Annotated in this window: 19 protein-coding genes; 14 read left to right on the forward strand and 5 right to left on the reverse strand. The window is 73.1% G+C overall.

Annotated features, from left to right (window positions below):
- The first annotated feature begins 82 nt into the window (after positions 1-82).
- A complete protein-coding gene (locus tag OG245_RS28210; RefSeq protein WP_371626201.1) occupies positions 83-1,909 on the forward strand; it encodes a chitinase in 1,827 nt (608 codons plus the stop codon).
- On the opposite strand, the gene OG245_RS28215 is transcribed toward OG245_RS28210, so the two are convergent.
- A complete protein-coding gene (locus OG245_RS28215) occupies positions 1,860-2,708 on the reverse strand; it encodes a phosphatase PAP2 family protein (RefSeq protein WP_371626202.1) in 849 nt (282 codons plus the stop codon). The genes OG245_RS28210 and OG245_RS28215 overlap by 50 nt on opposite strands.
- 148 nt (positions 2,709-2,856) lie before the next feature.
- Positions 2,857-4,197, reverse strand: coding sequence for a 4-aminobutyrate--2-oxoglutarate transaminase (gene gabT, locus OG245_RS28220; RefSeq protein ID WP_371626203.1), 1,341 nt, complete (start codon positions 4,195-4,197; stop codon positions 2,857-2,859).
- 276 nt (positions 4,198-4,473) lie between these two features.
- Here gabT and OG245_RS28225 point away from each other — a divergent pair, with 276 nt between their 5' ends.
- The 11 genes from OG245_RS28225 (at position 4,474) to OG245_RS28275 (ending at position 21,356) form a co-directional block, all read left to right on the forward strand.
- Positions 4,474-6,906: an ATP/GTP-binding protein gene (locus OG245_RS28225; RefSeq protein ID WP_371626204.1), complete on the forward strand. Its 2,433-nt coding sequence runs from the start codon at positions 4,474-4,476 to the stop codon at positions 6,904-6,906.
- Between the two features lie 232 nt (positions 6,907-7,138).
- Complete coding sequence (locus OG245_RS28230; protein ID WP_371626205.1) at positions 7,139-8,713, forward strand: PucR family transcriptional regulator; 1,575 nt, start codon at positions 7,139-7,141, stop codon at positions 8,711-8,713.
- 190 nt (positions 8,714-8,903) lie between these two features.
- Positions 8,904-10,349, forward strand: a complete 1,446-nt coding sequence (locus OG245_RS28235; RefSeq protein ID WP_371626206.1) for an aldehyde dehydrogenase family protein — start codon at positions 8,904-8,906, stop codon at positions 10,347-10,349.
- Positions 10,350-10,563: 214 nt separating this feature from the next.
- Positions 10,564-12,519, forward strand: a complete 1,956-nt coding sequence (locus OG245_RS28240; protein ID WP_371626207.1) for an acyl-CoA dehydrogenase family protein — start codon at positions 10,564-10,566, stop codon at positions 12,517-12,519.
- A gap of 85 nt (positions 12,520-12,604) precedes the next feature.
- Positions 12,605-13,843 (forward strand): 3-phosphoshikimate 1-carboxyvinyltransferase, encoded by a 1,239-nt coding sequence (gene aroA / locus OG245_RS28245; protein ID WP_371626208.1) that lies wholly within the window; start codon positions 12,605-12,607, stop codon positions 13,841-13,843.
- Between the two features lie 171 nt (positions 13,844-14,014).
- Positions 14,015-15,268: a 1-deoxy-D-xylulose-5-phosphate reductoisomerase gene (dxr, locus tag OG245_RS28250; RefSeq protein WP_371626209.1), complete on the forward strand. Its 1,254-nt coding sequence runs from the start codon at positions 14,015-14,017 to the stop codon at positions 15,266-15,268.
- Positions 15,265-16,575 (forward strand): RIP metalloprotease, encoded by a 1,311-nt coding sequence (locus OG245_RS28255; protein WP_371626210.1) that lies wholly within the window; start codon positions 15,265-15,267, stop codon positions 16,573-16,575. The genes dxr and OG245_RS28255 overlap by 4 nt, the downstream gene beginning before the upstream one ends.
- A gap of 170 nt (positions 16,576-16,745) precedes the next feature.
- Entirely contained in the window at positions 16,746-17,903 is a 1,158-nt protein-coding gene (gene ispG / locus OG245_RS28260) for a flavodoxin-dependent (E)-4-hydroxy-3-methylbut-2-enyl-diphosphate synthase (protein ID WP_073739463.1), read from the forward strand.
- Between the two features lie 187 nt (positions 17,904-18,090).
- On the forward strand, positions 18,091-18,936 hold the full coding sequence (locus OG245_RS28265) for a GNAT family N-acetyltransferase (protein WP_371626211.1): 846 nt from the start codon (positions 18,091-18,093) through the stop codon (positions 18,934-18,936).
- Between the two features lie 68 nt (positions 18,937-19,004).
- Positions 19,005-19,583: a GNAT family N-acetyltransferase gene (locus OG245_RS28270; RefSeq protein WP_371626212.1), complete on the forward strand. Its 579-nt coding sequence runs from the start codon at positions 19,005-19,007 to the stop codon at positions 19,581-19,583.
- Between the two features lie 69 nt (positions 19,584-19,652).
- Complete coding sequence (locus tag OG245_RS28275; protein ID WP_371626213.1) at positions 19,653-21,356, forward strand: proline--tRNA ligase; 1,704 nt, start codon at positions 19,653-19,655, stop codon at positions 21,354-21,356.
- A gap of 73 nt (positions 21,357-21,429) precedes the next feature.
- Here OG245_RS28275 and OG245_RS28280 read toward each other — a convergent pair whose 3' ends face one another.
- Genes OG245_RS28280 through OG245_RS28290 form a run of 3 tightly spaced genes read right to left on the reverse strand, consistent with a single transcriptional unit; the run spans position 21,430 to position 23,427 of the window.
- The gene (locus tag OG245_RS28280) at positions 21,430-22,344 is read right to left on the reverse strand and encodes an aminoglycoside phosphotransferase family protein (protein ID WP_371626214.1); all 915 of its coding nucleotides are present in this window, start codon (positions 22,342-22,344) and stop codon (positions 21,430-21,432) included.
- A gap of 31 nt (positions 22,345-22,375) precedes the next feature.
- Complete coding sequence (locus OG245_RS28285; RefSeq protein WP_371626215.1) at positions 22,376-22,894, reverse strand: ferritin-like domain-containing protein; 519 nt, start codon at positions 22,892-22,894, stop codon at positions 22,376-22,378.
- Complete coding sequence (locus OG245_RS28290; protein WP_371626216.1) at positions 22,891-23,427, reverse strand: hypothetical protein; 537 nt, start codon at positions 23,425-23,427, stop codon at positions 22,891-22,893. Before OG245_RS28290 ends, OG245_RS28285 begins: the two co-directional genes overlap by 4 nt.
- 176 nt (positions 23,428-23,603) lie before the next feature.
- Between OG245_RS28290 and rimP the strand changes: the two genes are divergently transcribed.
- Positions 23,604-24,107: a ribosome maturation factor RimP gene (gene rimP / locus OG245_RS28295; RefSeq protein WP_215107249.1), complete on the forward strand. Its 504-nt coding sequence runs from the start codon at positions 23,604-23,606 to the stop codon at positions 24,105-24,107.
- A gap of 2 nt (positions 24,108-24,109) precedes the next feature.
- Entirely contained in the window at positions 24,110-25,150 is a 1,041-nt protein-coding gene (nusA, locus tag OG245_RS28300; protein WP_007452815.1) for a transcription termination factor NusA, read from the forward strand.
- Positions 25,151-25,155: the final 5 nt, after the last annotated feature.

Here is a 25,155-nt window from a genome sequence, read left to right on the forward strand (position 1 = left end):
CGCCAGAGGTCTTGACAACCTGATTGGTCTGGACCATGTTGTGCGCACGCCAACCCGAATTCCCCCCTGCGCGGAGGCTGTTGTGGAACGCACCGGACCAACTGTCGGATTCTCCAGACTTCTGGCCGTCTGCTCGGCCGGCCTGCTCGCCGCCGGAGCCCTGGTCGCCATGGCCCCGGCGGCGGGCGCCGCCGATGTGGACCTGGCACGCAACGGCGGCTTCGAGGCCGGCCTGGACGGCTGGAACTGCGCGAACTCCAGCGGCGCGGCCGTCTCCACGCCCGCCCGCAGCGGCACCTCCGCGCTCAAGGCGACCCCGGCCGGCAGCGACCACGCGAAGTGTTCCCAGAGCATCACGGTCAAGCCCAACTCCTCGTACACGCTCAGCGCCTGGGTGCAGGGCAGCTACGTCTACCTCGGCGCGTCCGGCACCGGCACCACCGACGTCTCCACCTGGACCCAGTCCCCCGGTGCGTGGAAGCAGCTCACCACCACCTTCAAGACCGGCCCCTCCACCACCTCGGTGAGCGTCTACACCCACGGCTGGTACGGCACCCCGGCCTACTACGCCGACGACCTCACCCTCGTAGGACCCGGCGGCGAACCCGTCGTGATCCCGGCCGTCCCCGCCGGCCTGAAGACCACCGCGATCACCTCCTCCTCCGTCGCCCTCTCCTGGAACGCCGTCTCCGGCGCGAGCGGCTACAACGTCTACCGAGGTGGTACGAAGGTCGCCACGGCCACCGGTCCCTCCGCCACCGTGACGGGCCTGACCGCCTCCACCGCGTACAGCTTCCAGGTCAGCGCCACCAACGCGGCCGGCGAGTCCGCGCAGTCGGCCGCCGTCACCGCGACCACCACGGCGGGCGGCGGAGGCGGCGGCGGCACCAAGCTCCCGCCCCGCGCCCTCGTCGGCTACCTGCACTCCAGCTTCGCCAACGGCTCCGGCTACACCCGGATGGCGGACGTGCCCGCCTCCTGGGACGTCATCAACCTCGCCTTCGGCGAGCCCACCTCCGTCACCTCCGGCGACATCCGCTTCGCGCTCTGCCCGGTCGCCGAGTGCCCGAACGTCGAGTCCGAGGCGGAGTTCAAGGCCGCGATCAAGGCCAAGCAGGCCGCGGGCAAGAAGGTGCTGATCTCGATCGGCGGCCAGAACGGACAGGTGCAGCTCAACTCCACCGCCGCCCGGGACGCCTTCGTCACCTCCGTCTCGAAGATCATCGACACCTACGGCCTGGACGGCCTGGACATCGACTTCGAGGGCCACTCCCTCTCCCTCAACACCGGCGACACCGACTTCCGCAGCCCCACCTCGCCGGTGATCGTCAACCTGATCTCCGCGGTGAAGTCCCTCAAGGCGAAGTACGGCCCGGACTTCGTCCTCACGATGGCGCCCGAGACCTTCTTCGTGCAGCTCGGCTACCAGTTCTACGGCTCCGGCCCCTGGGGCGGCCAGGACCCGCGCGCCGGCGCCTACCTGCCGGTCATCCACGCCCTGCGCGACGATCTGACCCTGCTGCACGTCCAGGACTACAACTCGGGCCCGATCATGGGCCTGGACAACCAGTACCACACCATGGGCGGCGCGGACTTCCACATCGCGATGACCGACATGCTGCTCGCGGGCTTCCCGGTGGCGGGCAACACCAGCCGGGTCTTCCCGGGCCTGCGCCCCGACCAGGTCGCCATCGGTCTCCCGGCCTCCACCCAGGCGGGCAACGGCCACACCTCACCGGCCGAGGTCAACAAGGCGCTCAACTGCCTGACCAAGAAGACCGACTGCGGCTCCTACCAGACCCACGGGACCTGGTCCGACCTGCGCGGCCTGATGACCTGGTCGATCAACTGGGACCGCTTCAACAACTGGGAGTTCTCGAAGAACTTCGACGCCTACTTCGGCAGCTGACCCACCACAGGGGCGCGAGCACGCAAGGCCCCAGGCACCAACTGGCCAGCACGTCCAGCGGCCAGTGGTAGCCGTGCAGCACCAGACCGATGCCCGTCGCCGTGGTCAACAGGATCGCGGCGACGGGCATCATCCACGCCCGGGGCCAGGAAGCCCCCCGGAGCCACGACGGGCGGGGCAGGGCCAGCAGCACCAGGGCCGACGCCCCGTACGCCACGGCGGCCGTGGCCGTATGGCCGGACGGGAAGTAGTTGACCGCCTCGGTCAGCGGGCCCTGCCGGGCGGTGGCCACCTTCAGCGGGATCACCAGCGCGGGCACCGCCGCCATGGTGAGGGCCGCGTACACGGCGAGCCGCAGGGCACGACGCCACAGGGCGTACCCGATCGCGCAGGTCAGCACCGGAAGAGCCACCGGCATCCCGCCGAGGTCGGAGAAGACCTGGGTCAGCCCGGCCGGGCCGTGGCCGAACAGCTCCCCGCCCACGCGCTCGTCGAGCCGCAGGAGCGGACCCTCGACGGCGACCTGCCAGGTGATCAGCGAGAAGAGTGCCGCGAGCAGGCCGAGGAAGCGGAGAACGAGAGGGGCCGGCCACCCGGGAACAGGGGGGGTTGTTCCGGGATGGCCGGCGAGATCGGTTCGCCGCGCGCCCCGGGGGGTGTGGGGCGGGCGGCCGTCCGATCGGTGAGGAGTCCCGGAGCCGGAGGCTCCGGTGTGCGCGAACGCACGCCCGGGACGGCGCTGGGGAAGCCCCGGCCCGGCGTCGGCCGCGGTTTCCCGCGACCGAGGTGTTTCTCTCATCTGCAGAAACCGTACGGCAGTGGAGGGGTGGCCGACAGTCGCCACCACCTCCCGCCATCGCCCCCGCACACGTTCTTCACAGGCCCTCACCCGGATGGCGGACGGAAGCGGCCGAAGGCCGCCGCCGCCCGTTCCCGGGTTCGAAGGATCAGAGCGTGCCGAATGCCTGCTCGATCACGTCGAGGCCCTCGTTCAGCAGGTCCTCGCCGATCACCAGCGGCGGCAGGAAGCGCAGGACGTTGCCGTACGTACCGCAGGTCAGGACCATGACGCCCTCGGCGTGACAGGCCTTCGCGAGCGCGCCGGCCGCCTCCGGGGCCGGGTCCTTCGTGCCGGACTTCACCAGCTCGATCGCGATCATCGCGCCGCGGCCCCGGATGTCACCGATGATGTCGCCGTTCGGCAGCTTCGCCCGCATCTCGGCGAGGCGGCCCTTCATGACCTCCTCGATCCGCTTGGCCTTCCCGTTCAGGTCCAGCTCGCGCATCGTCTCGATGGCCCCGAGCGCACCGGCGCAGGCCACCGGGTTGCCGCCGTACGTACCGCCCAGGCCACCCGCGTGCGCGGCGTCCATGATCTCGGCGCGGCCCGTCACGGCGGACAGCGGCAGACCGCCGGCGATGCCCTTGGCCGTGGTGATCAGGTCCGGGACGATGCCCTCGTCCTCGCAGGCGAACCACTGGCCGGTACGGCAGAAGCCGGACTGGATCTCGTCCGCGACGAACACGATGCCGTTGTCCTTCGCGAACCGCGCGATCGCCGGGAGGAAGCCCTTGGCCGGCTCGATGAAGCCGCCCTCGCCGAGCACCGGCTCGATGATGATCGCGGCGACGTTGTCCGCGCCGATCTGCTTGGTGATCTCGTCGATGGCCTGCGCGGACGCCTCGGCGCCGGCGTTCTCGGGCCCGGTCGGCCAGCGGTAGCCGTAGGCGACCGGGACGCGGTAGACCTCGGGCGCGAACGGGCCGAAGCCCTGCTTGTACGGCATGTTCTTCGCGGTCATGCCCATGGTGAGGTTGGTGCGGCCGTGGTAGCCGTGGTCGAAGACGACGACGGCGGTGCGCTTGGTGTGGGCACGGGCGATCTTCACCGCGTTCTCGACGGCCTCGGCGCCCGAGTTGAACAGGGCGGACTTCTTCGCGTGGTCGCCCGGCGTCAGCTCGGCGAGCTGCTCGCAGACCTCGACGTACCCCTCGTACGGCGTGACCATGAAACAGGTGTGGGTGAAGTCCGCGAGCTGCGCGGTGGCGCGCCGCACGACGGCCTCGGCGGACGCGCCCACGGAGGTCACGGCGATCCCGGACCCGAAGTCGATCAGACGGTTGCCGTCCACGTCCTCGATGATCCCGCCGCCGGCGCGGGCGGTGAACACCGGCAGGGTGGAGCCCACACCTGCGGCGACGGCGGCGAGACGGCGGGCCTGCAGCTCCACCGACTTCGGGCCGGGGATGGCAGTGACGACGCGGCGCTCCTGCGGGATTGCGGTCATGAGGGGCTCCTGGGGGTGTTTCGGACGCTCTTCTCCTCGCAGGCTAGGGGCGGGGGAGGGGTGCGGGCATGCTCCGATCGGGAGTGGTGGCGGCGTGTCCTTGTCCTTGGCGGACAGGTGGCGGACGGATGGCCGACGGACGGCGGGGCGGGGCGGTCGCGTCCGCATCGCCTTCCAGGACGGTCACTATCCGGGCGCGTTGCTGAACTCACCGTGTGCGCCCACTAGATTGACCGGGGCAGCGGACGGACCGGCAGGTCAAGGGGGCAGTGGTTCATGGACGACGACGGCACGCGGGGCGTACGGGGATCGAGCGCGGGCAGGGTCCCCGGACCGGCCCTCCCGCCACCGCCCACGACCCCGCCGCGGGTGCCCCCGCCCGCCGCCGGCCCCCGTCCGGCGGCCCCGCCCGTCGAGCAGCGCCCGGCCCGGCCCGGATCGGCCCCGCCGGTCGAGCAGCCGCTCCCCGGGGCCCCGGTCGACGCCTGGCTGCGCACGCCCCGCCCGCCGCAGGAACCGGGCGTCTGGCGCTACGGATACACCCCTCCGCCGCCCGAGGAGCCCGAGGGCGTCTCGAACCGGTCGCTGCTGGTCGGCGCGTTGATCTCGCTGCTCTCCGCGCTGCTGCTGTGGTCGCTGTGGCGCAACGGCTACCTGCCCTACCGTCTCGTCCCGCTGAAGCTGTTCACTCCGGGGGAGTGGTGGAACCCGGGCACGTCCGGCGGCCCCCGCACCATCGAGGGCAGCGACGCCCTCACGGTGTACGAGGCGATCCTCTTCGGCCTGCTGGCCTACGGCTGCGGCCGGATCGGCAACTTCGCCGAGCTGTTCCGCCGCCATGTCGCCGACCGGGGGCAGCCCTTCCTCGCGCTCGCGGCAGCCGCCGCGGCGGGCCTGGCCCAAGTGCTGGTCTGGAAGGAGACGCTTCCGGTCGTCCGCCCGGTCCTGGTCCTGGTCGCCTCCGTCGCGGGCGGCGAGATCTACCAGAGCCAGACCGTCGTCAACGTCGTCTACGCCGTGATCGCCGCCGCCGTGCTCTACCCCTTCGCCCGGCTCGGCCGCTGGCGCGAACTGATCGCCGCACGCCGGGGGACCGCCGAGCGGGCGGCGGACGGCCACGCGGCGGCGCCCGCGGCCGAGACCTCCGCCGACCAGTGGCCCGAGCTGCGCGCCGCGGGCTGGACCGACGCGGCGGACACCCTCACCGCCGAGGTCCGCACCGGCCGGATGAACGACGTGGACGTGGCCCGGCTCCGGCAGGCGTGGGCGCTCGCCACCCGGCGGCCCGACCGGCTCGCCCCCCTCGCGGAGGCCGTCCTGCGGACCGGCGGAGCCGCGGCCCTGCACCCCTCCGGACACCGCGACCTACCCCGGCGCGGAGCCCGTCATGACGTCCTCACCGGCCAGGTCAGGATCGGCCGGTGCGCGGACGACCCGCACAACCCCTACGTCCGCCGGGGCACGGGCCTCGCCCTGGAACCCGCGCTGCTCGGCACCTCCCTGCTCGCGGTCGGGCCGCCCGGCGCCGGGAAGTCCGCCCGGCTGATCCGGCCGGTCGTCGAGGCCCTCGCCCTGCGCGCACTGGCCGGACAGGCCGCTGTCCTCGCCGTCGGAGGGGCGGGCGCCCTGCTCGGACCGGACGACGCCTTCGACGTCGTTGTCCGGGTCGGCCACCCCGGCTCCGCCCACGACCTCGACCTGTACGGCGGCACCACCGACCCCGACGAGGCGGCGGCCGTCCTCGCCGAAGGGCTCGTCGGCGATGTCGGCAGCCTCGACAGCCGCCGGGCCGCCACGGTCCTCGCCCAGCTGCTCGGCCCCTACCGCGCCGCCCACGGCCACTTCCCCTCCGTCCCGGAACTGCGCGAACTCCTCGACGGCACACCGGCCGCGCTCGCCGGCCTGCGCGCCTCCCTCGAATCCGCAGGCCACCACGCGATGCTCCGCGAGCTGGACGCGCGGTCCCGGCAGGCGGGCGGACCCGGCGACCCCGCACCGGCCCTCGCCGACCGGGTCGCCCTGCTGGACCGGCCCGCGTTCACCGGGTTCTTCGCCACCGGCCCGGACGCCCAACCGTTCTCGCTGCGGGCACTCGGCCAGCATCCGCTGCGGGTCCGCGTCGACCTGCCGGAGCGCGGCCACGCGGAGGCGTCCCGGCTCCTCACGCGGCTCCTCCTGGCCCAGTTCACCGCGATCACCGCGGCCCGTACCGACACCACGCTCTTCGCCTGCCTCGTCCTGGACGACGCCACCCACGCCGTGACCGCCGAGACCGTGCGGGGCATCCGCAGGCTGCGCTCGGTCAACGCGGGCGCCGTCCTCGCCCTCCGTACCGTCGACGACGTCCCCGAGACCCTGCACACTCCGCTGCTCGGGGCGGTCGGCTGCACGGCCGCCTTCTCCGGGATCACCACCTGGGACGGCAAACGCTTCGCCGAGGCCTGGGGCAAGGAATGGGTCGAGACCCGCGAGGTCGCCCAGCACACCGTCTTCGCGGACCAGCCGTTCACCCGCGCCCTGCACGCCCTGCGCAAGCTCGTCACCGGCAAGGCCGTGACCACGGACGCGGTGACCGTCCGGCAGGTCGAGCGCGAGCGCTGGTCGGCCTCGGAGCTGGCCTACGCGGTGCCCGCCGGCCACGCGGTCATCCGGTTGGCCACGGTCCAGGGCGAACACGCACCCCCTCTCCTCGTCCACCTCGACGGCTGACGCGCCTGCCGGGAGGCGCTGACGCAGCAGCGGGGAGGGCCTGAGGCGGCTACCGGGAAGTAGCGCGAAAGGCGGCTGAGAGAGCGGTTACCGGCACTCTGCCGCCCTGGCAGAATCGGAGACAGCCGTTCATACGCGACGGCGAAATTCGGCGTCACCGATCCGGCCGGCGATCCGGCCGTCCGTACGGCGGCGCCGCGACCCCGTCCCCGACCTTGAGGGTTCCCGGCCCATGCCCCCAACGCTCGCCTCGCTCGTCCAGCACTCGGCGCTCAAGCTCACCGTGCGGGCGGGCGCGGACCGGCTCGGCACCCCCGTGCGCTGGGCCCACGCCAGCGAGCTGGCCGACCCCGTCCCGTACATGGACGGCGGCGAACTCCTCCTCGTGACCGCCACCAATCTCGATGCCGAGGACCCCGAGTCCATGCGGCGCTACGTGCGGCGCCTCGCCGGGGCCGGGGTCGCCGGGGTGGGGTTCGCGGTCGGGGTGAACTACGACGACGTCCCGGCCGCCCTCGTGGCGGCCGCCGAGGAGGCCGGGCTGCCGCTCCTCGAAGTCCCCCGCCGCACCCCGTTCATCGCCATCAGCAAGGCCGTCTCCGCCGCCATCGCCGCCGACCAGTACCGCGCGGTCACCGCCGGCTTCGAGGCCCAGCGCGAGCTGACGAAGGCCGCGCTCGCCGGGGACGGGCCCGCCGACCTCCTCGCCCGGCTCGCCGCGCACATCGACGGCTGGGCCGCGCTGTACGACACCTCCGGCGCGGTCCTCGCCGCCGCCCCCGACTGGGCCGCCCGCCGCGCCGCCCGCCTCACCCCCGACGTCGAACGCCTCCGGGACCGCCCCGCCCCCGCCAGCGTCGTCGTCGGCGGCAGCGAGGACCGGGTCGAGCTCCAGTCGCTGGGCCTCGGCCGCCGGGCCCGCGGCGCGCTGGCCGTCGGTACGGGAGCGGCGCTCGGGACCGCCGAGCGCTACGCCGTGCACTCCGCCGTCGCCCTGCTCACCCTGACCACCGCCCGCTCCCGTTCCCTCCAGGGCGCCGAGCAGCGCCTGGGCGCCGCCGTCCTGCGCATGCTGCTCGCCGGGCAGCCCGACCACGCGCGGGCCGTCGCGGGAGACCTCTACGGCGGGCTGCTCGACGCCCCGTTCCGGCTGCTCATCGCCGAGGCCGCCGTCCCCGCCGGGTCCGAGCTGCTCACCGAGACGATGGAGGCCGCCGCAGCCCGGACCGGCGAGGCGCTGCTCCTGGTCCCCGAGGCGGAGCGCGTCGTCGTGCTGGCCGCGGACGGCGGTGCCGCCGTCGCCGCCTGTGCCGCCTACGCCGAGGCCCAGGACGACCGCGCCCCGCGCGAGGGCGGCGCCGAGGACAGCGACGTCGTGGTCGGCCTCTCCGCCCCTTCCGGGCCGATCGCCGTCTCCGCCGCGTACAAGCAGGCCGAACAGGCCCTCTCCGTCGCCCGCCGCCGCGGCAGGGCGCTCGTCGAGCACGAGGAGCTGGCCGCGGGCTCGGTGCTGCCGCTCCTCGCCGACGACGCGGTACGGGCCTTCGCCGACGGCATGCTCCGCGCGCTGTACGAGCACGACGCCAAGGGCCGCGGCGACCTCGTGGCCTCCCTGCGCGCCTGGCTCTCCCGCCACGGCCAGTGGGACGCCGCCGCCGCCGACCTGGGCGTGCACCGGCACACCCTGCGCTACCGGATGCGCCGCGTGGAGGAGATCCTGGGCCGCTCGCTGGACGACCCGGACGTCCGCATGGAGCTGTGGCTCGCCCTCAAGACGACCGAGGCGGCGACGCCCGCCGAGGAGTAGCTCCGGGCCCACGCGAGAGCCCTGGCCAAATCGGAGCAGCGGACACCCGCCCCACTCCACCCCGGACAAACGCGATCGCGCCCCTCGCGCCCTACCGTGGGACCACAGAGGGGAGCCTCCCGGGCGCCCACGATCTTCGTCGCGACTTCGGTCACGACCTCCTCACGACCTCCGAAGGGCCGGAACCTCCATGACTTCGCCCCACGCCTTCTGGGTGGCCGGCCGCCAGGCCACCGGTGCCGACAGCTTCGACGTCACCAACCCGTACGACGGACGCCTCGTCGGCACCGTCAGCGTGCCGACCGACGCCCAGGTCGAGGAGGCCGTCGCCGCCGCCCACGCGGTGCGCGACGAGTTCGCCGCCACCCCGGCGCACGTCCGGGCCGCGGCCCTCGACCACGTCGTGCGGCGGCTGACGGAGCGCACCGAGGAGATCGCCCAGCTGATCTCGGCGGAGAACGGCAAGCCGATCAAGTGGGCCCGCGGCGAGGTCGGCCGGGCCGTGTCCGTGTTCCGGTTCGCCGCCGAGGAGGCCCGCCGCTTCAACGGCGGCGAGGCCCAGCGGCTCGACACCGACCTCGGCGGCACCGGCCGCCTCGGGCTGACCCGGCGCTTCCCGCGCGGCGCCGTCCTCGGCATCGCGCCCTTCAACTTCCCGCTGAACCTCAGCGCCCACAAGGTCGCCCCGGCCATCGCCGTCGGCGCCCCGATCATCCTCAAGCCCGCCCCGGCCACCCCGATCTCCTCCCTCGTCCTGGGCGAGCTGCTCGCCGAGACCGACCTCCCGGCCGGCTCCTGGTCCGTCCTGACGGTCCCGAACGACAAGATGCCCGCCCTCGTCCAGGACGAGCGGCTGCCGGTCATCTCCTTCACCGGCTCCGGCCCGGTCGGCTACGCGATCATGGAGTCGGTGCCCCGCAAGCACTGCACCCTGGAGCTCGGCGGCAACGGCGCGGCCGTCGTCCTCGGCGACTACGCGTCCGAGGCGGACCTCGACTGGGCCGCCACCCGGATCGCCACCTTCTCCAACTACCAGGGCGGCCAGTCCTGCATCTCCGTGCAGCGCGTCATCGCCGACGCCGCCGTCTACGACCGGCTCGTCCCCAAGATCGTCGCCGCCGTCGAGGCCCTGGTCACCGGTGACCCGGCCGACGCCGCCACCGACGTCGGCCCCCTCGTCAGCGAGGACGCGGCCGAGCGCGTCGAGTCCTGGGTCGACGAGGCCGTCCGGGGCGGCGCCCAGCTGCTCACCGGCGGCAAGCGCGACGGGGCCACCTACGCCCCGACCGTCGTCGCCGGCCTCCCCGACGACGTGAAGCTCTCCTGCGAAGAGGTCTTCGGCCCGGTCATGTCCCTCCAGAAGGTGGACGGCGAGGCCGAGGCGTTCGCCGCCGTCAACTCCTCCAAGTACGGCCTCCAGGCCGGCGTCTTCACCCACGACCTCCAGACCGCCTTCCGCGCCCACCGCGCCCTGGAGGTCGGCGGCGTGATCATCGGCGACGTCCCCTCGTACCGCGCCGACCAGATGCCGTACGGCGGCGCCAAGCAGTCCGGCGTCGGCCGCGAGGGCGTCCGCTACGCCATGGACGACTACACCTACGAGCGCGTCCTGGTCCTCACCGGCCTCGCCCTGTAACACCCCGGACGACCCCCGCCCGCGCCCCCGCCCGGACAGCGGGTGCGGGCGGGGGCGCGCACCGGACGGCCCGAACCCGACTGTGCGGGGGTTCGGGCCGTCCGCGTATCCGCCCGCGGGGGCCGGTGCGGGTGCCGAACCACGGGTGGACGGGTTACATACGGACCAGAGCAGCCCAGTAGCAGCAGCGACGAGCGGCGAGGTGAGGTCCCTCATGTCCGCACCACACAACACCCCCCAGGTCCCCAGGGCGCCCAAGGTCACCGAACGCGAGGCCCGACGGGTCGCCGAGGCCGCCCGGGAGCAGGACTGGCGCAAGCCGAGCTTCGCCAAGGAGCTGTTCCTGGGGCGGTTCCGCCTCGACCTGATCCATCCGCACCCCCTGCCGCCGCCCGACGACATCCGGCGCGGCGAGGAGTTCCTGGCGCGGCTGCGCACCTTCTGCGAGACACAGGTCGACAGCGCGCGGATCGAGCGCGAGGCGAAGATCCCCGACGAGGTGATCAGCGGGCTCAAGGAGCTGGGCGCGCTCGGGATGAAGATCGAGACCACCTACGGCGGGCTCGGCCTCACCCAGGTGTACTACAACAAGGCGCTCGCCCTGGTCGGCTCGGCCAGCCCCGCGATCGCCGCGCTGCTCTCCGCCCATCAGTCGATCGGCGTACCGCAGCCCCTGAAGATCTTCGGCACCCAGGAGCAGAAGGACGTCTACCTGCCCCGGCTGGCCACCACCGACATCTCCGCCTTCCTGCTGACCGAGCCGGACGTCGGCTCCGACCCGGCCCGCCTCGCCACCTCCGCCGTGCCCGACGGGCCGGACTACGTCCTCGACGGCGTGAAGCTCTGGACCACCAACGGCGTCGTCGCCGACCTCCTGGTCGTCATGGCCCGGGTCCCCGTCTCCGAGGGGCATCCCGGCGGCATCACCGCGTTCGTCGTCGAGGCCGACGCCCCCGGCGTCACCGTCGAGCACCGCAACGCCTTCATGGGCCTGCGCGGCCTGGAGAACGGCGTCACCCGCTTCCACCGGGTCCGGGTGTCCGGCGCGTGCCGGATCGGGCCCGAGGGGGCCGGGCTGAAGATCGCCCTGACCACCCTCAACACCGGCCGTCTCTCGCTGCCCGCGATGTGCGTGGGCGTCGGCAAGTGGTCCCTGAAGATCGCCCGCGAATGGTCCGGGGTCCGGGAGCAGTGGGGCAGGCCCGTCGCCGGGCACGAGGCGGTCGGCGCGAAGATCTCGTTCATCGCGGCCACCACCTTCGCCCTGGAGGCCATCGTCGACCTCTCCTCGCAGATGGCCGACGAGGATCGCAACGACATCCGCATCGAGGCGGCCCTCGCCAAGCTGTACGGCTCCGAGATGGGCTGGCTGATCGCCGACGAACTGGTCCAGATCCGTGGCGGCCGCGGCTTCGAGACCGCCGCATCGCTGGCCGCCCGCGGCGAACGCGCCGTACCCGCCGAGCAGATGCTCCGGGACATGCGGATCAACCGGATCTTCGAGGGCTCCACCGAGATCATGCACCTGCTGATCGCCCGCGAGGCGGTCGACGCCCACCTCAAGGTCGCGGGCGACATCATCGACCCCGACAAGCCGCTCTCCGCCAAGGCGAGGGCGGGCGCGAACGCCGCCGGGTTCTACGCCCGCTGGCTGCCCCAGCTGGTCACGGGCGCCGGACAACTCCCGCGTACGTACGCCGAGTTCCACCCCTCCGGCCACCGCGACCTCTCCGGGCACCTCCGGTACGTCGAGCGGTGCTCGCGCAAGCTCGCCCGGTCCACCTTCTACGCCATGTCCCGCTGGCAGGGGCGGATGGAGACCAAGCAGGGCTTCCTCGGCCGGATCGTCGACATAGGTGCGGAGCTCTTCGCGATGAGCGCCGCCTGCGTCCGCGCCGAGCACCTGCGCGGGGCGGGCGGGCACGGCCGCGAGGCCTACCAGCTCGCGGACGCCTTCTGCCGGCAGGCCCGCGTCCGGGTCGAGGAGCTGTTCACCCGCCTGTGGTCCAACACCGACGACCTCGACCGGCGCGTCGTCGACGGCGTCCTGTCGGGGACGTACACCTGGCTGGAGGAGGGCGTCGTCGACCCCAGCGGCGAGGGCCCCTGGATCGCGGACGCCACCCCGGGACCCTCCGCCCGGGAGAACCGGCACCGCCCGGTGCGCTGAGCGCTGTCCCGTACGGGGTGCGTCCACCACGTCCACGCACCGGACGCACCCCGCCGGCCCGCCCGCCGCAGGGCAGGATGAGGCCGTGACCGTCATCGACATCCCCGGCTCCAAGTCCGTCACCGCCCGCGCCCTCTTCCTGGCCGCCGCCGCCGACGGGACCACCACCCTGCTGAGGCCGCTGCGCTCGGACGACACCGAGGGCTTCGCCGAGGGCCTGAAGAGCCTCGGCTACGCGGTCGACCGGGAGGCCGACCGCTGGCACGTCGAGGGCCGCCCCGCCGGGCCCGCCGTGCGCGACGCCGACGTCTACTGCCGCGACGGCGCGACCACCGCCCGCTTCCTGCCCACCCTCGTCGCGGCCGCCGCCTCCGGCACGTACCGCTTCGACGCCTCCGCCCAGATGCGCCGCCGCCCGCTCGCCCCGCTCACCCGCGCCCTCACCGCCCTCGGCGTCGACCTGCGCCACGAGGCGGCCGAGGGGCACCACCCGCTGACCGTCCGGGCCGCCGGGATCGAGGGCGGCGAGATCACCCTGGACGCGGGGGAGTCGTCCCAGTACCTCACCGCGCTGCTGATGCTCGGACCGCTCACCGCGAAGGGGCTGCGGATCGAGGTCACCGACCTGGTCTCCGCGCCGTACGTCGAGATCACCCTCGCGATGATGCGCGGCTTCGGCGTGGAGGTGCTGCGGGAGGGGAACACCTTCACCGTCCCTTCCGGCGGTTACCGGGCCACCGCCTACGCCGTAGAGCCCGACGCCTCCACCGCGAGCTACTTCTTCGCCGCCGGGGCCCTCACCGGCCGCGAGGTCACCGTCCCCGGCCTCGGCATCGGCGCGCTCCAGGGCGACCTGCGCTTCGTCGACGTCCTGCGGGACATGGGCGCCGAGGTGGCGGTGGGCCCGGACGCGACCACCGTCCGCTCCACCGGCCGGCTGCGCGGCCTCACCGTCAACATGCGCGACATCTCCGACACCATGCCGACCCTCGCCGCCATCGCCCCCTTCGCGGACGGACCCGTGCGGATCGAGGACGTCGCCAACACCCGGGTCAAGGAGTGCGACCGGCTGGAGGCGTGCGCCGAGAACCTGCGCGCCATGGGCGTCACCGTCCACACCGGGCCCGACTGGATCGAGATCCACCCCGGGACGCCGAAGCCGACCGGGATCGCCACCCACGGCGACCACCGGATCGTGATGTCCTTCGCGGTCGCCGGACTGCGCACCCCCGGTCTCACGTACGACGACCCCGGCTGCGTACGCAAGACGTTCCCGCGCTTCCACGAGGTGTTCGCGGACTTCGCCGGGAGCCCGCGGGCCTGAAACCGGCAGCCCCCGGGCCTGAAACCGGAGCCCGCGAGCCGGAAACCGGAGGCCCGTGGGCGTGACGCCGGATACCCCCGGGCCCGCCGCCGGGGCCGCGGACCCGGTGAATCCGCGGCCCACCCGGGACGCGCTGTCCCCGCACTCAGCCGGAGCGGCAACAATGGGGGCATGAGCGACAGCCCCGCCCCCCTCGCCGATCCGCATCTCGTCTTCGACGCCGCGGACGGCCGCCGGGATCTCGTGATCCTCGGCTCCACCGGGTCCATCGGCACCCAGGCCATCGACCTGGTCCTGCGCAACCCCGACCGCTTCCGGGTCACGGCGCTCTCGGCCGCCGGCGGCCGGGTCGCCCTGCTGGCCGAGCAGGCCCGCCGGCTGCGGGTCGGCACGGTCGCCGTCGCCGCCGAGGACGCGGTCCCCGCCCTGCGCACGGCGCTGCGGGAGAGCTACGGGCCCGGCGAGCCGCTCCCCGAGATCCTGGCCGGACCCGACGCGGCCACCACCCTCGCCGCGAGCGCCTGCCACACCGTGCTGAACGGCATCACCGGCTCCATCGGGCTCGCCCCGACCCTGGCCGCGCTGAAGGCGGGCCGCACGCTCGCCCTCGCCAACAAGGAGTCGCTGATCGTCGGCGGCCCGCTGGTGAAGGCGCTCGCCGCCCCCGGCCAGATCATCCCGGTCGACTCCGAGCACGCCGCGCTCTTCCAGGCGCTGGCCGCGGGCACCCGCGCCGACGTCCGCAAGCTCGTCGTCACCGCCTCCGGCGGACCCTTCCGGGGCCGTACGCGCGAGGAACTGGCCGACGTCACCCGGGAGCAGGCGCTCGCCCACCCGACCTGGGCGATGGGACCGGTGATCACCATCAACTCCGCGACCCTGGTCAACAAGGGCCTGGAGGTCATCGAGGCGCACCTCCTCTACGACATCCCGTTCGACCGGATCGAGGTCGTGGTCCACCCGCAGTCCTACGTGCACTCCATGGTCGAGTTCAGCGACGGCTCCACGCTCGCCCAGGCCACCCCGCCGGACATGGGCGGCCCCATCGCCATCGGCCTCGGCTGGCCCCAGCGCGTCCCGGACGCCGCCCCCGCCTTCGACTGGACGAAGGCGGCCAGCTGGGAGTTCTTCCCGCTGGACACCGAGGCCTTCCCCTCGGTCGGCCTCGCCCGGCACGTCGGCGGGCTCGGCGGGACCGCGCCGGCCGTCTTCAACGCGGCGAACGAGGAATGCGTGGACGCTTTCCTCGCCGGACAGCTGCCCTTCAACGGAATCATGGATACGGTCACCGCTGTGGTGTCGGAACACGGCACCCCCGCCCCGGGAACCTCGCTCAGCGTCGCGGACGTCCTCGAAGCGGAAACGTGGGCCCGCGCACGGGCCCGGGAACTCTCGGCGAAAGCGACAGCGGAGGCGCGCGCATGAGTCTGACCTCGGTCCTGCTGACGGTCCTGGGGATCGCCGTCTTCGTCGTGGGCCTGCTCTTCTCCATCGCCTGGCACGAGCTGGGCCACCTCTCCACGGCCAAGATGTTCGGCATCCGGGTGCCGCAGTACATGGTCGGATTCGGCCCGACGATCTGGTCGAAGAAGAAGGGCGACACCGAGTACGGCATCAAGGCCATCCCGGCCGGCGGCTACATCCGCATGATCGGGATGTTCCCGCCGGGAGCCGACGGCCGCCTCGAGGCCCGCTCCACCTCACCGTGGCGCGGCATGATCGAGGACGCCCGCTCCGCCGCCTACGAGGAGCTGGAGCCGGGCGACGAGAAGCGGCTCTTCTACACGCGCAAGCCGTGGAAGCGCGTCATCGTGATGTTCGCGGGCCCCTTCATGAACCTCATCCTCGCGGTCGCCATCTTCATGGGCGTCGCGATGACCTTCGGCTTCCAGACGCAGACCACCGAGGTCGCGGGCGTCCAGCAGTGCGTGATCTCGCAGAGCGACAAGCGCGAGACCTGCAAGGACGGCGACCCGGTCTCGCCCGCCAAGGCCGCAGGCCTCCAGGAGGGCGACAAGATCGTCGCCTTCGACGGGAAGAGGGTCGACGACTGGGCGACGCTCTCGGACCGCATCCGCGAGACCATCGGCCCCGCCACCATCGTCGTCGAGCGCGACGGCGGGCAGGTGACCCTCGACGCCGTCCTGCGCGAGAACGCCGTCGCGAAGAAGGACGGCAACGGCCAGGTCGTCCCGGACCAGTTCATCAAGGCGGGCTACCTCGGCTTCGCCGCCCGGACCGAGATCGTGCCGCTCTCCTTCGCCGACTCCACCGTCCGCATGGGCGACATGATCGAGAACGGCGTCGACTCGATCATCGCCCTGCCGTCCAAGATCCCGGCCCTCTGGGACGCCGCCTTCAGCGACGGCCAGCGGGCCGACGACTCGCCGGTCGGCGTGGTGGGCGCGGCCCGGATCGGCGGCGAGGTGATGAACCTCGACATCCCGGCCCAGAACCAGGTCGCGATGATGCTGTTCCTGCTCGCGGGCTTCAACCTCTCGCTCTTCCTGTTCAACATGCTCCCGCTGCTCCCGCTGGACGGCGGCCACATCGCGGGCGCGCTCTGGGAGTCCCTGCGGCGCAATGTGGCCAAGGTCTTCCGGCGTCCCGACCCCGGCCCGTTCGACGTGGCCCGGCTGATGCCGGTCGCCTACGTGGTCGCCGGACTCTTCATCTGCTTCACGCTGCTGGTCCTGGTGGCCGACATCGTGAACCCCGTCAAGATCTCCTGACGGCCGCGCGGAACCCAGGTGTCGGCCGGGCGCACACCCCGTGTCCGGCCGCTCACCAACGGGTGGACTTGTCGACACGGTGCGTCCGTCCCGCCTCCGGTGCCGTAACCTCGAAGGCTGGAGCCCGCCGATCTCGGGACCTTGATCCACACCTTGGGGATGCACAGCGCATGACTGCGATTTCTCTCGGAATGCCGGCCGTTCCGACCAAGCTCGCCGACCGAAGGGTCAGCCGACAGATCCAGGTCGGCACGGTCGCGGTCGGCGGCGACGCGCCCGTATCCGTGCAGTCGATGACGACGACACGCACGTCGGACATCGGCGCCACGCTCCAGCAGATCGCCGAGCTGACGGCGTCCGGCTGCCAGATCGTCCGGGTCGCGTGCCCGACGCAGGACGACGCCGACGCGCTCGCCACGATCGCCCGGAAGTCGCAGATCCCGGTGATCGCCGACATCCACTTCCAGCCGAAGTACGTCTTCGCCGCGATCGACGCCGGCTGCGCCGCGGTCCGGGTGAACCCGGGCAACATCAAGCAGTTCGACGACAAGGTCAAGGAGATCGCGAAGGCGGCCGCCGAGACCCGCACCCCGATCCGGATCGGCGTCAACGCCGGCTCCCTGGACGCGCGGCTCCTGAAGAAGTACGGCAAGGCCACCCCCGAGGCCCTCGTCGAGTCGGCCCTGTGGGAGGCGTCCCTCTTCGAGGAGCACGGCTTCGGCGACATCAAGATCTCGGTCAAGCACAACGACCCGGTCGTGATGGTCAACGCCTACCGCCAGCTCGCCGCCCAGAGCGACTACCCGCTGCACCTCGGCGTCACCGAGGCCGGACCGGCGTTCCAGGGCACCATCAAGTCGGCCGTCGCGTTCGGCGCGCTGCTCTCCGAGGGCATCGGCGACACCATCCGCGTCTCCCTCTCGGCTCCGCCGGCCGAGGAGGTCAAGGTCGGCCTCCAGATCCTGGAGGCGCTCAACCTCAAGCAGCGCCGCCTGGAGATCGTCTCCTGCCCGTCCTGCGGTCGCGCCCAGGTCGACGTCTACAAGCTCGCCGACCAGGTCAGCGCCGGACTGGAGGGCATGGAGGTCCCGCTCCGCGTCGCCGTCATGGGCTGTGTCGTCAACGGCCCCGGCGAGGCCCGCGAGGCCGACCTCGGCGTCGCCTCCGGCAACGGCAAGGGCCAGATCTTCGTGAAGGGCGAGGTCATCAAGACCGTCCCCGAGTCGAAGATCGTCGAGACCCTCATCGAAGAGGCCCTGAAGATCGCCGATCAGATGGAGAAGGACGGCATCGCGTCCGGCGAACCCCAGGTCTCCATCGGCGCCTGACCCGCGCCCTTCCACACCATCACCGCCCCACCGGGCCCCGCGCCCGGTGGGGCGGCGGTGTGTCCGGGGACCGGCTCCCGCCTACACCACCGCCCTGCCCGGAGACCGTCCTGCGGACTCGAGCGGCGTTCGACAGGCTCGTCGGTTAAAGTGCGGAAATCAGCAGACCGCATGGTGAGGCCCCCTCGTGTTGACGCAGACCACCACCCGGGTCCTCGAACCCAGCGACCTCCAGGCAGCGCTCGCCATCCTGGAGAGCGAGCCCGTGGCCAACGCCTTCGTGACGTCCCGCGTGCAGGTCGCGGGACTCGACCCCTGGCGCCTCGGCGGCGAGATGTGGGGCTGGTACGCCGACGGCATGCTCCGCTCCCTGTGCTACTCCGGCGCCAACCTCGTCCCCATCTGCGCAGGCCCCGAGGCCGTCCGCGCCTTCGCCGACCGGGCCCGCAGGGCCGGCCGCCGCTGCTCCTCCATCGTCGGCCCCGCCGAACCCACCACCCAGCTCTGGCGGCTCCTCGAACCGACCTGGGGCCCCGCCCGCGAGGTCCGCGCCAACCAGCCCCTCATGGTCACCGAGAGCCTCTCCGCCGACGTCACGCCCGACCCGCTCGTCCGCCGCATCCGCAAGGACGAGAGCGAGGTCCTGATGCCGGCCTGCGTGGCGATGTTCACCGAGGAGGTCGGCATCTCCCCGCTCGCCGGCGACGGCGGGCTCCTCTACCAGGCCCGCGTCGCCGAACTCATCGGCACCGGCCGCTCCTTCGCCCGCATCGACGACGGCAAGGTCGTCTTCAAGGCGGAGATCGGCGCGGCCACCCCGCAGGCCTGCCAGATCCAGGGCGTCTGGGTCGCCCCCGAGCACCGAGGCAAGGGCCTCTCCGAAACGGGCATGGCCGCCGTCCTGCGCTACGCCCTCGCCGACGTCGCCCCCGTCGTCAGCCTGTACGTGAACGACTACAACACCCCCGCCCGCAAGGCCTACCGCCGGGTCGGCTTCCGCGAGGTCGGCGCGTTCATGAGCGTCCTGTTCTGAACCGTCCGGCGCGCACGCCCCGGGACCGCGCGGTTCTGACCGTCCGTTCCGGCCAGTAGGGTTCGCGCATGGCAGCAGTCCCCGGGGAAGGCCCCGCAGCACCCGACGCCGAGGTCGGCCCCGTCGACCTGGCCGCCCGCGTCGACGAAGCCCTGCGCGTCCAGGCGGCCGCCTTCGGTCTGAGCCAGGACGAGATCGACGTACGCCGCCACATCGTCCTCAGACACCTGGAACACCCCCACGCCCGCGCACTCGGCGCCCTCACCCCCGACGGACGGCTCGTCGGCTTCGTCTACGGGCTGCCCAACGACCGCTCCCAGTGGTGGTCCACCGTCGTCGAGCCCTATCTGCGGGCCACCGGCTCCGACGGCTGGCTCGACGACTCCTTCGTCATCACCGAACTCCACGTCCACCCGGACCACCAGCGGCGCGGTATCGGCCGCACCCTGATCACCGCCATCACCGACTCCGTCGGCCACCCGAGGTCGATCCTCTCGGCGATCGACAAGGACAGCCCGGCCCGCACCCTGTACCACTCCCTCGGCTACCGCGATCTGGCCCGCCAGGTCGTCTTCCCGAGTGCCCCGCAGCCCTACGCGGTCATGGGCGCGCCCCTGCCGCTGCCGCACGCGCGGCCCGGGGCCTGAACGGATTTCCGCCAGCCCGCACCGCCCGGTTAACCTCGGGCTCACCACCCTTGCGAGCAGGAGTTCACCATGGCCCAGGTCCAGCGCATGTCCCGATTGATGGTCAAGACACTGCGCGACGACCCGGCGGACGCCGAGACGCTCAGCCACAAGCTGCTGGTCCGCGCCGGGTACGTCCGCCGCAACGCGGCCGGCATCTGGTCCTGGCTGCCGCTCGGCAAGAAGGTCCTGGACAACATCTCCGGCGTGGTCCGCGAGGAGATGGACGCCATCGGCGCCCAGGAAGTCCTGCTGCCCGCCCTGCTGCCCAAGGAGCCCTACGAGGCGTCCGGCCGCTGGGAGGAGTACGGCGACCTGCTCTTCCGCCTCAAGGACCGCAAGGGCGGCGACTACCTCCTCGGCCCGACCCACGAGGAGGTCTTCACCCAGACCGTCAAGGACCAGTGCACGTCCTACAAGGACCTGCCGGTGATGCTCTACCAGATCCAGACGAAGTACCGCGACGAGGCCCGCCCCCGCTCCGGCGTGCTCCGCGGCCGCGAGTTCCAGATGAAGGACTCGTACAGCTTCGACACCACCGACGAGGGCCTCGCGCACTCCTACGCCCTGCACCGGGCCGCGTACATCAAGATCTTCGAGCGGATCGGCCTCGACCACCGCATCGTCTCCGCCGTCTCCGGCGCGATGGGCGGCTCGGCCTCCGAGGAGTTCCTCGCCCCCGCCGCCGCCGGCGAGGACACCTTCGCGGACTGTCCGAACTGCGACTACGCCGCCAACACCGAGGCCGTGACCTTCGCGCTCGCCCCGGTCGACGGCTCGGCGCACGGCCCGGTCGAGGAGCTGGACACCCCCGACACCCCGACCATCGAGACGCTCGCCGCGCACCTGGGCGTCCCCGCCTCCGCCACCCTGAAGAACCTGCTGGTCAAGGTGGACGGCGAGATCGTGGCCGTCGGCGTCCCCGGCCACCGCGAGGTCGACCTCGGCAAGCTCGGCGAGCACCTGGCCCCCGCCGTCGTCGAGCTGGTCACCGCCGAGGACTTCGTCGGCCGCGACGACCTCGTACGCGGTTACGTCGGCCCCCAGGGCCTGGAGAAGGTCCGCTACCTCGCCGACCCCCGCGTCGCCCCCGGCACCGCCTGGGTCACCGGCGCCAACAAGGAGGGCAAGCACGCTGCGAGCGTCGTCGCGGGCCGTGACTTCGAGGTCGACGAGTACCTCGACGTCGTCGTCGTCGAGGAGGGCGACCCCTGTCCGAAGTGCGGCACCGGCCTCACCCTGGACCGCGCCATCGAGATCGGCCACATCTTCCAGCTCGGCCGCAAGTACGCCGACACCTTCCAGCTCGACGTGCTCGGCCAGCAGGGCAAGCCCGTCCGCGTCACGATGGGCTCGTACGGCATCGGCGTCTCCCGCGCCGTGGCCGCCATCACCGAGCAGACCGCCGACGACAAGGGCCTGTGCTGGCCCCGCGAGATCGCCCCGGCCGACGTCCACGTCGTCGCCGCCGGCAAGGCCCTCCAGACGGAGCTGGCCCTCGACGTCTCGGAGAAGCTCAACGCGGCGGGCCTGCGCGTCCTGGTCGACGACCGCCCCGGCGTCTCGCCCGGCGTGAAGTTCACCGACTCCGAGCTGATCGGCGTCCCCAAGATCCTGGTCGCCGGCCGCCGCTCCGCGGACGGCGTCCTGGAGCTGAAGGACCGCCGCACCGGCGAGCGCGAGGAGCTGACCGTCGACGAGGCGATCGCCCGCCTCACGGCCGACCTGGCCTGATCGCCCCCGCCGATCCCGTACGAGGAAGGCCCCCGCGCGGGATCGCGCGGGGGCCTTCGCCGTACGGGCAGGGCTACAGCCAGCCCGCGAACTCCAGGTTGACCTCGCCCATCTGCCGCCGTCCCTCGGCCAGCGCGCGGGTGCCCGACTCGACCGCCCGGAACAGCGTCCAGCCGTGCAGCCGCGCCTGTTCCACCTCCAGCGACTCCGCCAGCCTCTTGACCCGCCGCCGGGCCGTCACCGGGCCGCCGGGGGAGGCGATCAGATCCTCCGCCCGGTCCCGCACCAGCCGCGCCAGGTCATAGGCGCGCTCGCCCACCAGCGGCTCCGGACCCACCGTCAGCCACGGCGCCCGCTCCCCGGAGAGCACCTTGCTCTGGCGGAAGTTGCCGTGCAGCAGGAGGAGTTCGGGTGATCCCTCGACCAGCTCGGCCCGCGCCGCGAGCGCCGCTTCCACCAGCGGCGCCAGCTCCGGATCGGCCTCGGCGGCCGCCCGCATCCCGGCGCTCTGCCGGTCGGTCCGCGCGGCCACGCTCTCGAAGGCGTGCCCGGCCGGCGGCTCCACCCACAGCCGCCGCAACGTGCCCGCCGCCTCCAGCAGCGCCTTCGCCTCCGGCAGCGAGCGCAGCGACACCTCGTGGTGCAGCCGCTCCAGCAGCAGCGCGCCGGACGCGTCGAGCTCCGGCGCGTCCAGCGGCCGCACCGCGCCCCACCCGTTCCAGTGCTCCAGCGCCGCCCGCTCCGGGCCGGGCCCGGCGACCGGCGGGGCGATCTTCAGCGCGGCCGGGGTCCCGTCGGCACGCCGCACCAGGACCACCAGGGAGCTGCGCCCGCCGGGGGCGGCCACCCGCTCCGCGGTGAGCCCGTCCCCGGCGGTGAGCGCCTGCCCGGTCAGCGCGGGGAGCGCGTCCAGCCAGTCGGCCGCCGCGGCGTCCCCGTACATCTCACCGAGCGCGCGCACCAGGCGCTGCGGCGGTTCGCAACCCATACGTCGTGTGTTCCCTTTCCGGTTCCTCGGATCAGCGCGCGCCGTCCGCGCCGGCGGCCTCCACCGGGCCCGTCGTGGCCGGATCCGCGCCGGCGGCCCGCTCGGCGAGCCCCGGAAAGGCTACGTTGCCGCCCCGCCAGCGGGCCGACCGCACCGCGGCCTCCCGCAGCGCGCCCGCGGCCTCCGCGCGGCGAGGGCCCTCGGTGGCCCGTACGAGATCGGCGTAGGCGCCCGCGATCCGGTCCTCCAGCACCGCGGCCAGCCGTACCGCCGACGGGGAGTCCGCGACGGCGAACGGCAGGGCGTAGGCGGCGTCCGAGGCCACCGGCCTCCCGCCCAGGTCCCGTACGGAGCGCGCCAGCGCGTCCCGTCGGGCCCGGTGCCCGTCGTGCGCCGCGCGGGCCTCGGCGCCCCGCTTCCCGCCGACGCGGCCACCCAGCGCCCCGTAGCCGTACACCGCGGCGTGCTCGGCGGCCAGGGCCGCCTGGAAGGCGGTCAGCTCGGGGGAGTCGGCGTCCTCCTCGGACGGCCGGACGGATCGGGTGCTCATGCGGCGGTCTCCTCGGCCAGTTCGGTCAGCAGATACGCGTGCGCCGCCGCGGCCGCCGCCACCGAGGCCAGCAGCCGGGCCAGCTCCGGTCCGGCGTCCAGCAGCGCTCCGGCGTGCGCGTCGGCCCGGCGGCGTTCGTCGGCGGCCAGCTCCTTCACCGCGGCCTTCGGGTCGGCGGACACCGGGCCGGGCGCGGCCGGAGGGGCGTCGGCCTTCGGGGCGCCCTTCGCGCGCGGGGGCGCCAGTGCCTTCCCGTGCTCCCGCACGGCCGCCCGCAGAGGCGCCAGGCCCGCAGCCGTCACGGGGTGCGCCTCGGCCACCAGGTCGTACCGGGCGAGCAGGAGGGCGCCGTCGCGCGCCGCCCTCTCGCGCAGCTTCCTCTCGGTCTCCGCGGCGACCGCCCGCGCGCCGGAGTGCGCGGGCTCCCCGCCGTCCGTCTCGTCGCCGCCCCCGCAGCCGGTCAGCACCGCACCCAGGGCGAGGGCTCCCGTAGCGGTGAGCGCCCCCCTGCGCGTCGTCCCCGTGCGCCGCACGTTTCTCCTTCGGGCCTGGACCGGTCCTGACAGGATCTGTCCTGATGTGATCACCGCAGGCGAGCGTACCCGCGGCCGAGGGGCAGGCGGACGGCAACACCCCTGGCGACCGGATACCCTTTGACCTGACGCACGACGATCCCCACAACAGCACACGCGGCCGAGGAGTCACCCGGATGAGCACCACCCAGAGCGAGAGGCTGCGCGGGTTGCTGGAACCGCTCGTCAGCGCACAGCAGCTGGACCTCGAGGAGATCGAGGTGTCCCGGGCCGGCCGACGGGGAGTGCTGCGGATCATCGTGGACTCCGAGGAGGGCGTGGAGCTGGACGCCTGCGCGGAGCTGAGCCGCGCGATCTCCGAGAAGCTGGACGAGACCGACGCGATGGGCGAGGGCGAGTACGTCCTCGAAGTCAGCTCCCCGGGCGCGGACCGCCCGCTGACCGAGCACCGCCACTACGTACGCGCCATCGGCCGGCTGGCCAGGTTCCACCTGGCCGGCGACGGCTCCGGTGAGCTGGTCGCCCGCATCCTCGCGGTGGACGAGGACGGGCTCGACCTCGAAGTGCCCGGCGTCAAGGGCCGCAAGCCCACCGCCCGCCGCCTCGCCTTCGACGAGATCGCCAAGGCGCGCGTGGAGATCGAATTCAACCGCAAGGACAAGAAGGAAGAGGAGGCGTAGCCGTGGACATCGATGTGAAGCTTCTGAAGGGCTTGGCGCAGGACAAGGAGATCCCCTTCGACGTGCTCGTCGGGGCGATCGAGTCGGCCCTCCTCATCGCCTACCACCGCACCGACGGCAGCCACCGCCGGGCCCGCGTGGAGCTCGACGCGAACGGCCACGTCACGGTGTGGGCCAAGGAGGACCCGGCCGACCTCGAAGAGGGCCAGGAGCCCAAGGAGTTCGACGACACCCCGTCCGGATTCGGCCGGATCGCCGCGACCACCGCCAAGCAGGTCATCCTGCAGCGGCTGCGCGACGCCGAGGACGACCGCACCTTCGGGGAGTACGCGGGCCACGAGGGCGATGTCGTCACGGGCGTCGTCCAGCAGGGCAAGGACCCCAAGAACGTCCTGGTCGACATCGGCAAGATGGAAGCCATGCTGCCGGTCCAGGAGCAGGTCCCGGGCGAGGAGTACGTGCACGGCCTGCGCCTTCGTACGTACGTCGTGCGGGTCGCCAAGGGCGTCCGCGGCCCGTCGGTGACGCTCTCGCGCACCCACCCGAACCTGGTGAAGAAGCTCTTCGCGCTGGAGGTCCCGGAGATCGCGGACGGCTCGGTGGTCATCGAGGCCATCGCCCGCGAGGCCGGCCACCGCACCAAGATCGCCGTGCGCTCCACCCGGGCCGGCCTGAACCCCAAGGGCGCCTGCATCGGCCCGATGGGCAGCCGTGTGCGCAACGTGATGGCCGAGCTGCACGGCGAGAAGATCGACATCGTGGACTGGTCCGACGACCCGGCCGAGATGGTCGCCAACGCCCTCTCGCCCGCCCGGGTGAGCAAGGTCGAGGTCGTCGACCTCGGCGCCCGCTCCGCCCGTGTCACCGTGCCCGACTACCAGCTGTCGCTGGCGATCGGCAAGGAAGGGCAGAACGCCCGCCTCGCCGCCCGCCTCACCGGCTGGCGCATCGACATCCGACCGGACACCGAGACGGACGAGGAGCGCGAGAACGCCGACCGCGAGCGGGCCGAGCGGGCCCGGGAGCGCTCGGAAAGGCGTTGACCCGG

It is taken from the genome of Streptomyces sp. NBC_01116 (assembly GCF_041435495.1).
Classification (GTDB): Bacteria; Actinomycetota; Actinomycetes; order Streptomycetales; family Streptomycetaceae; genus Streptomyces.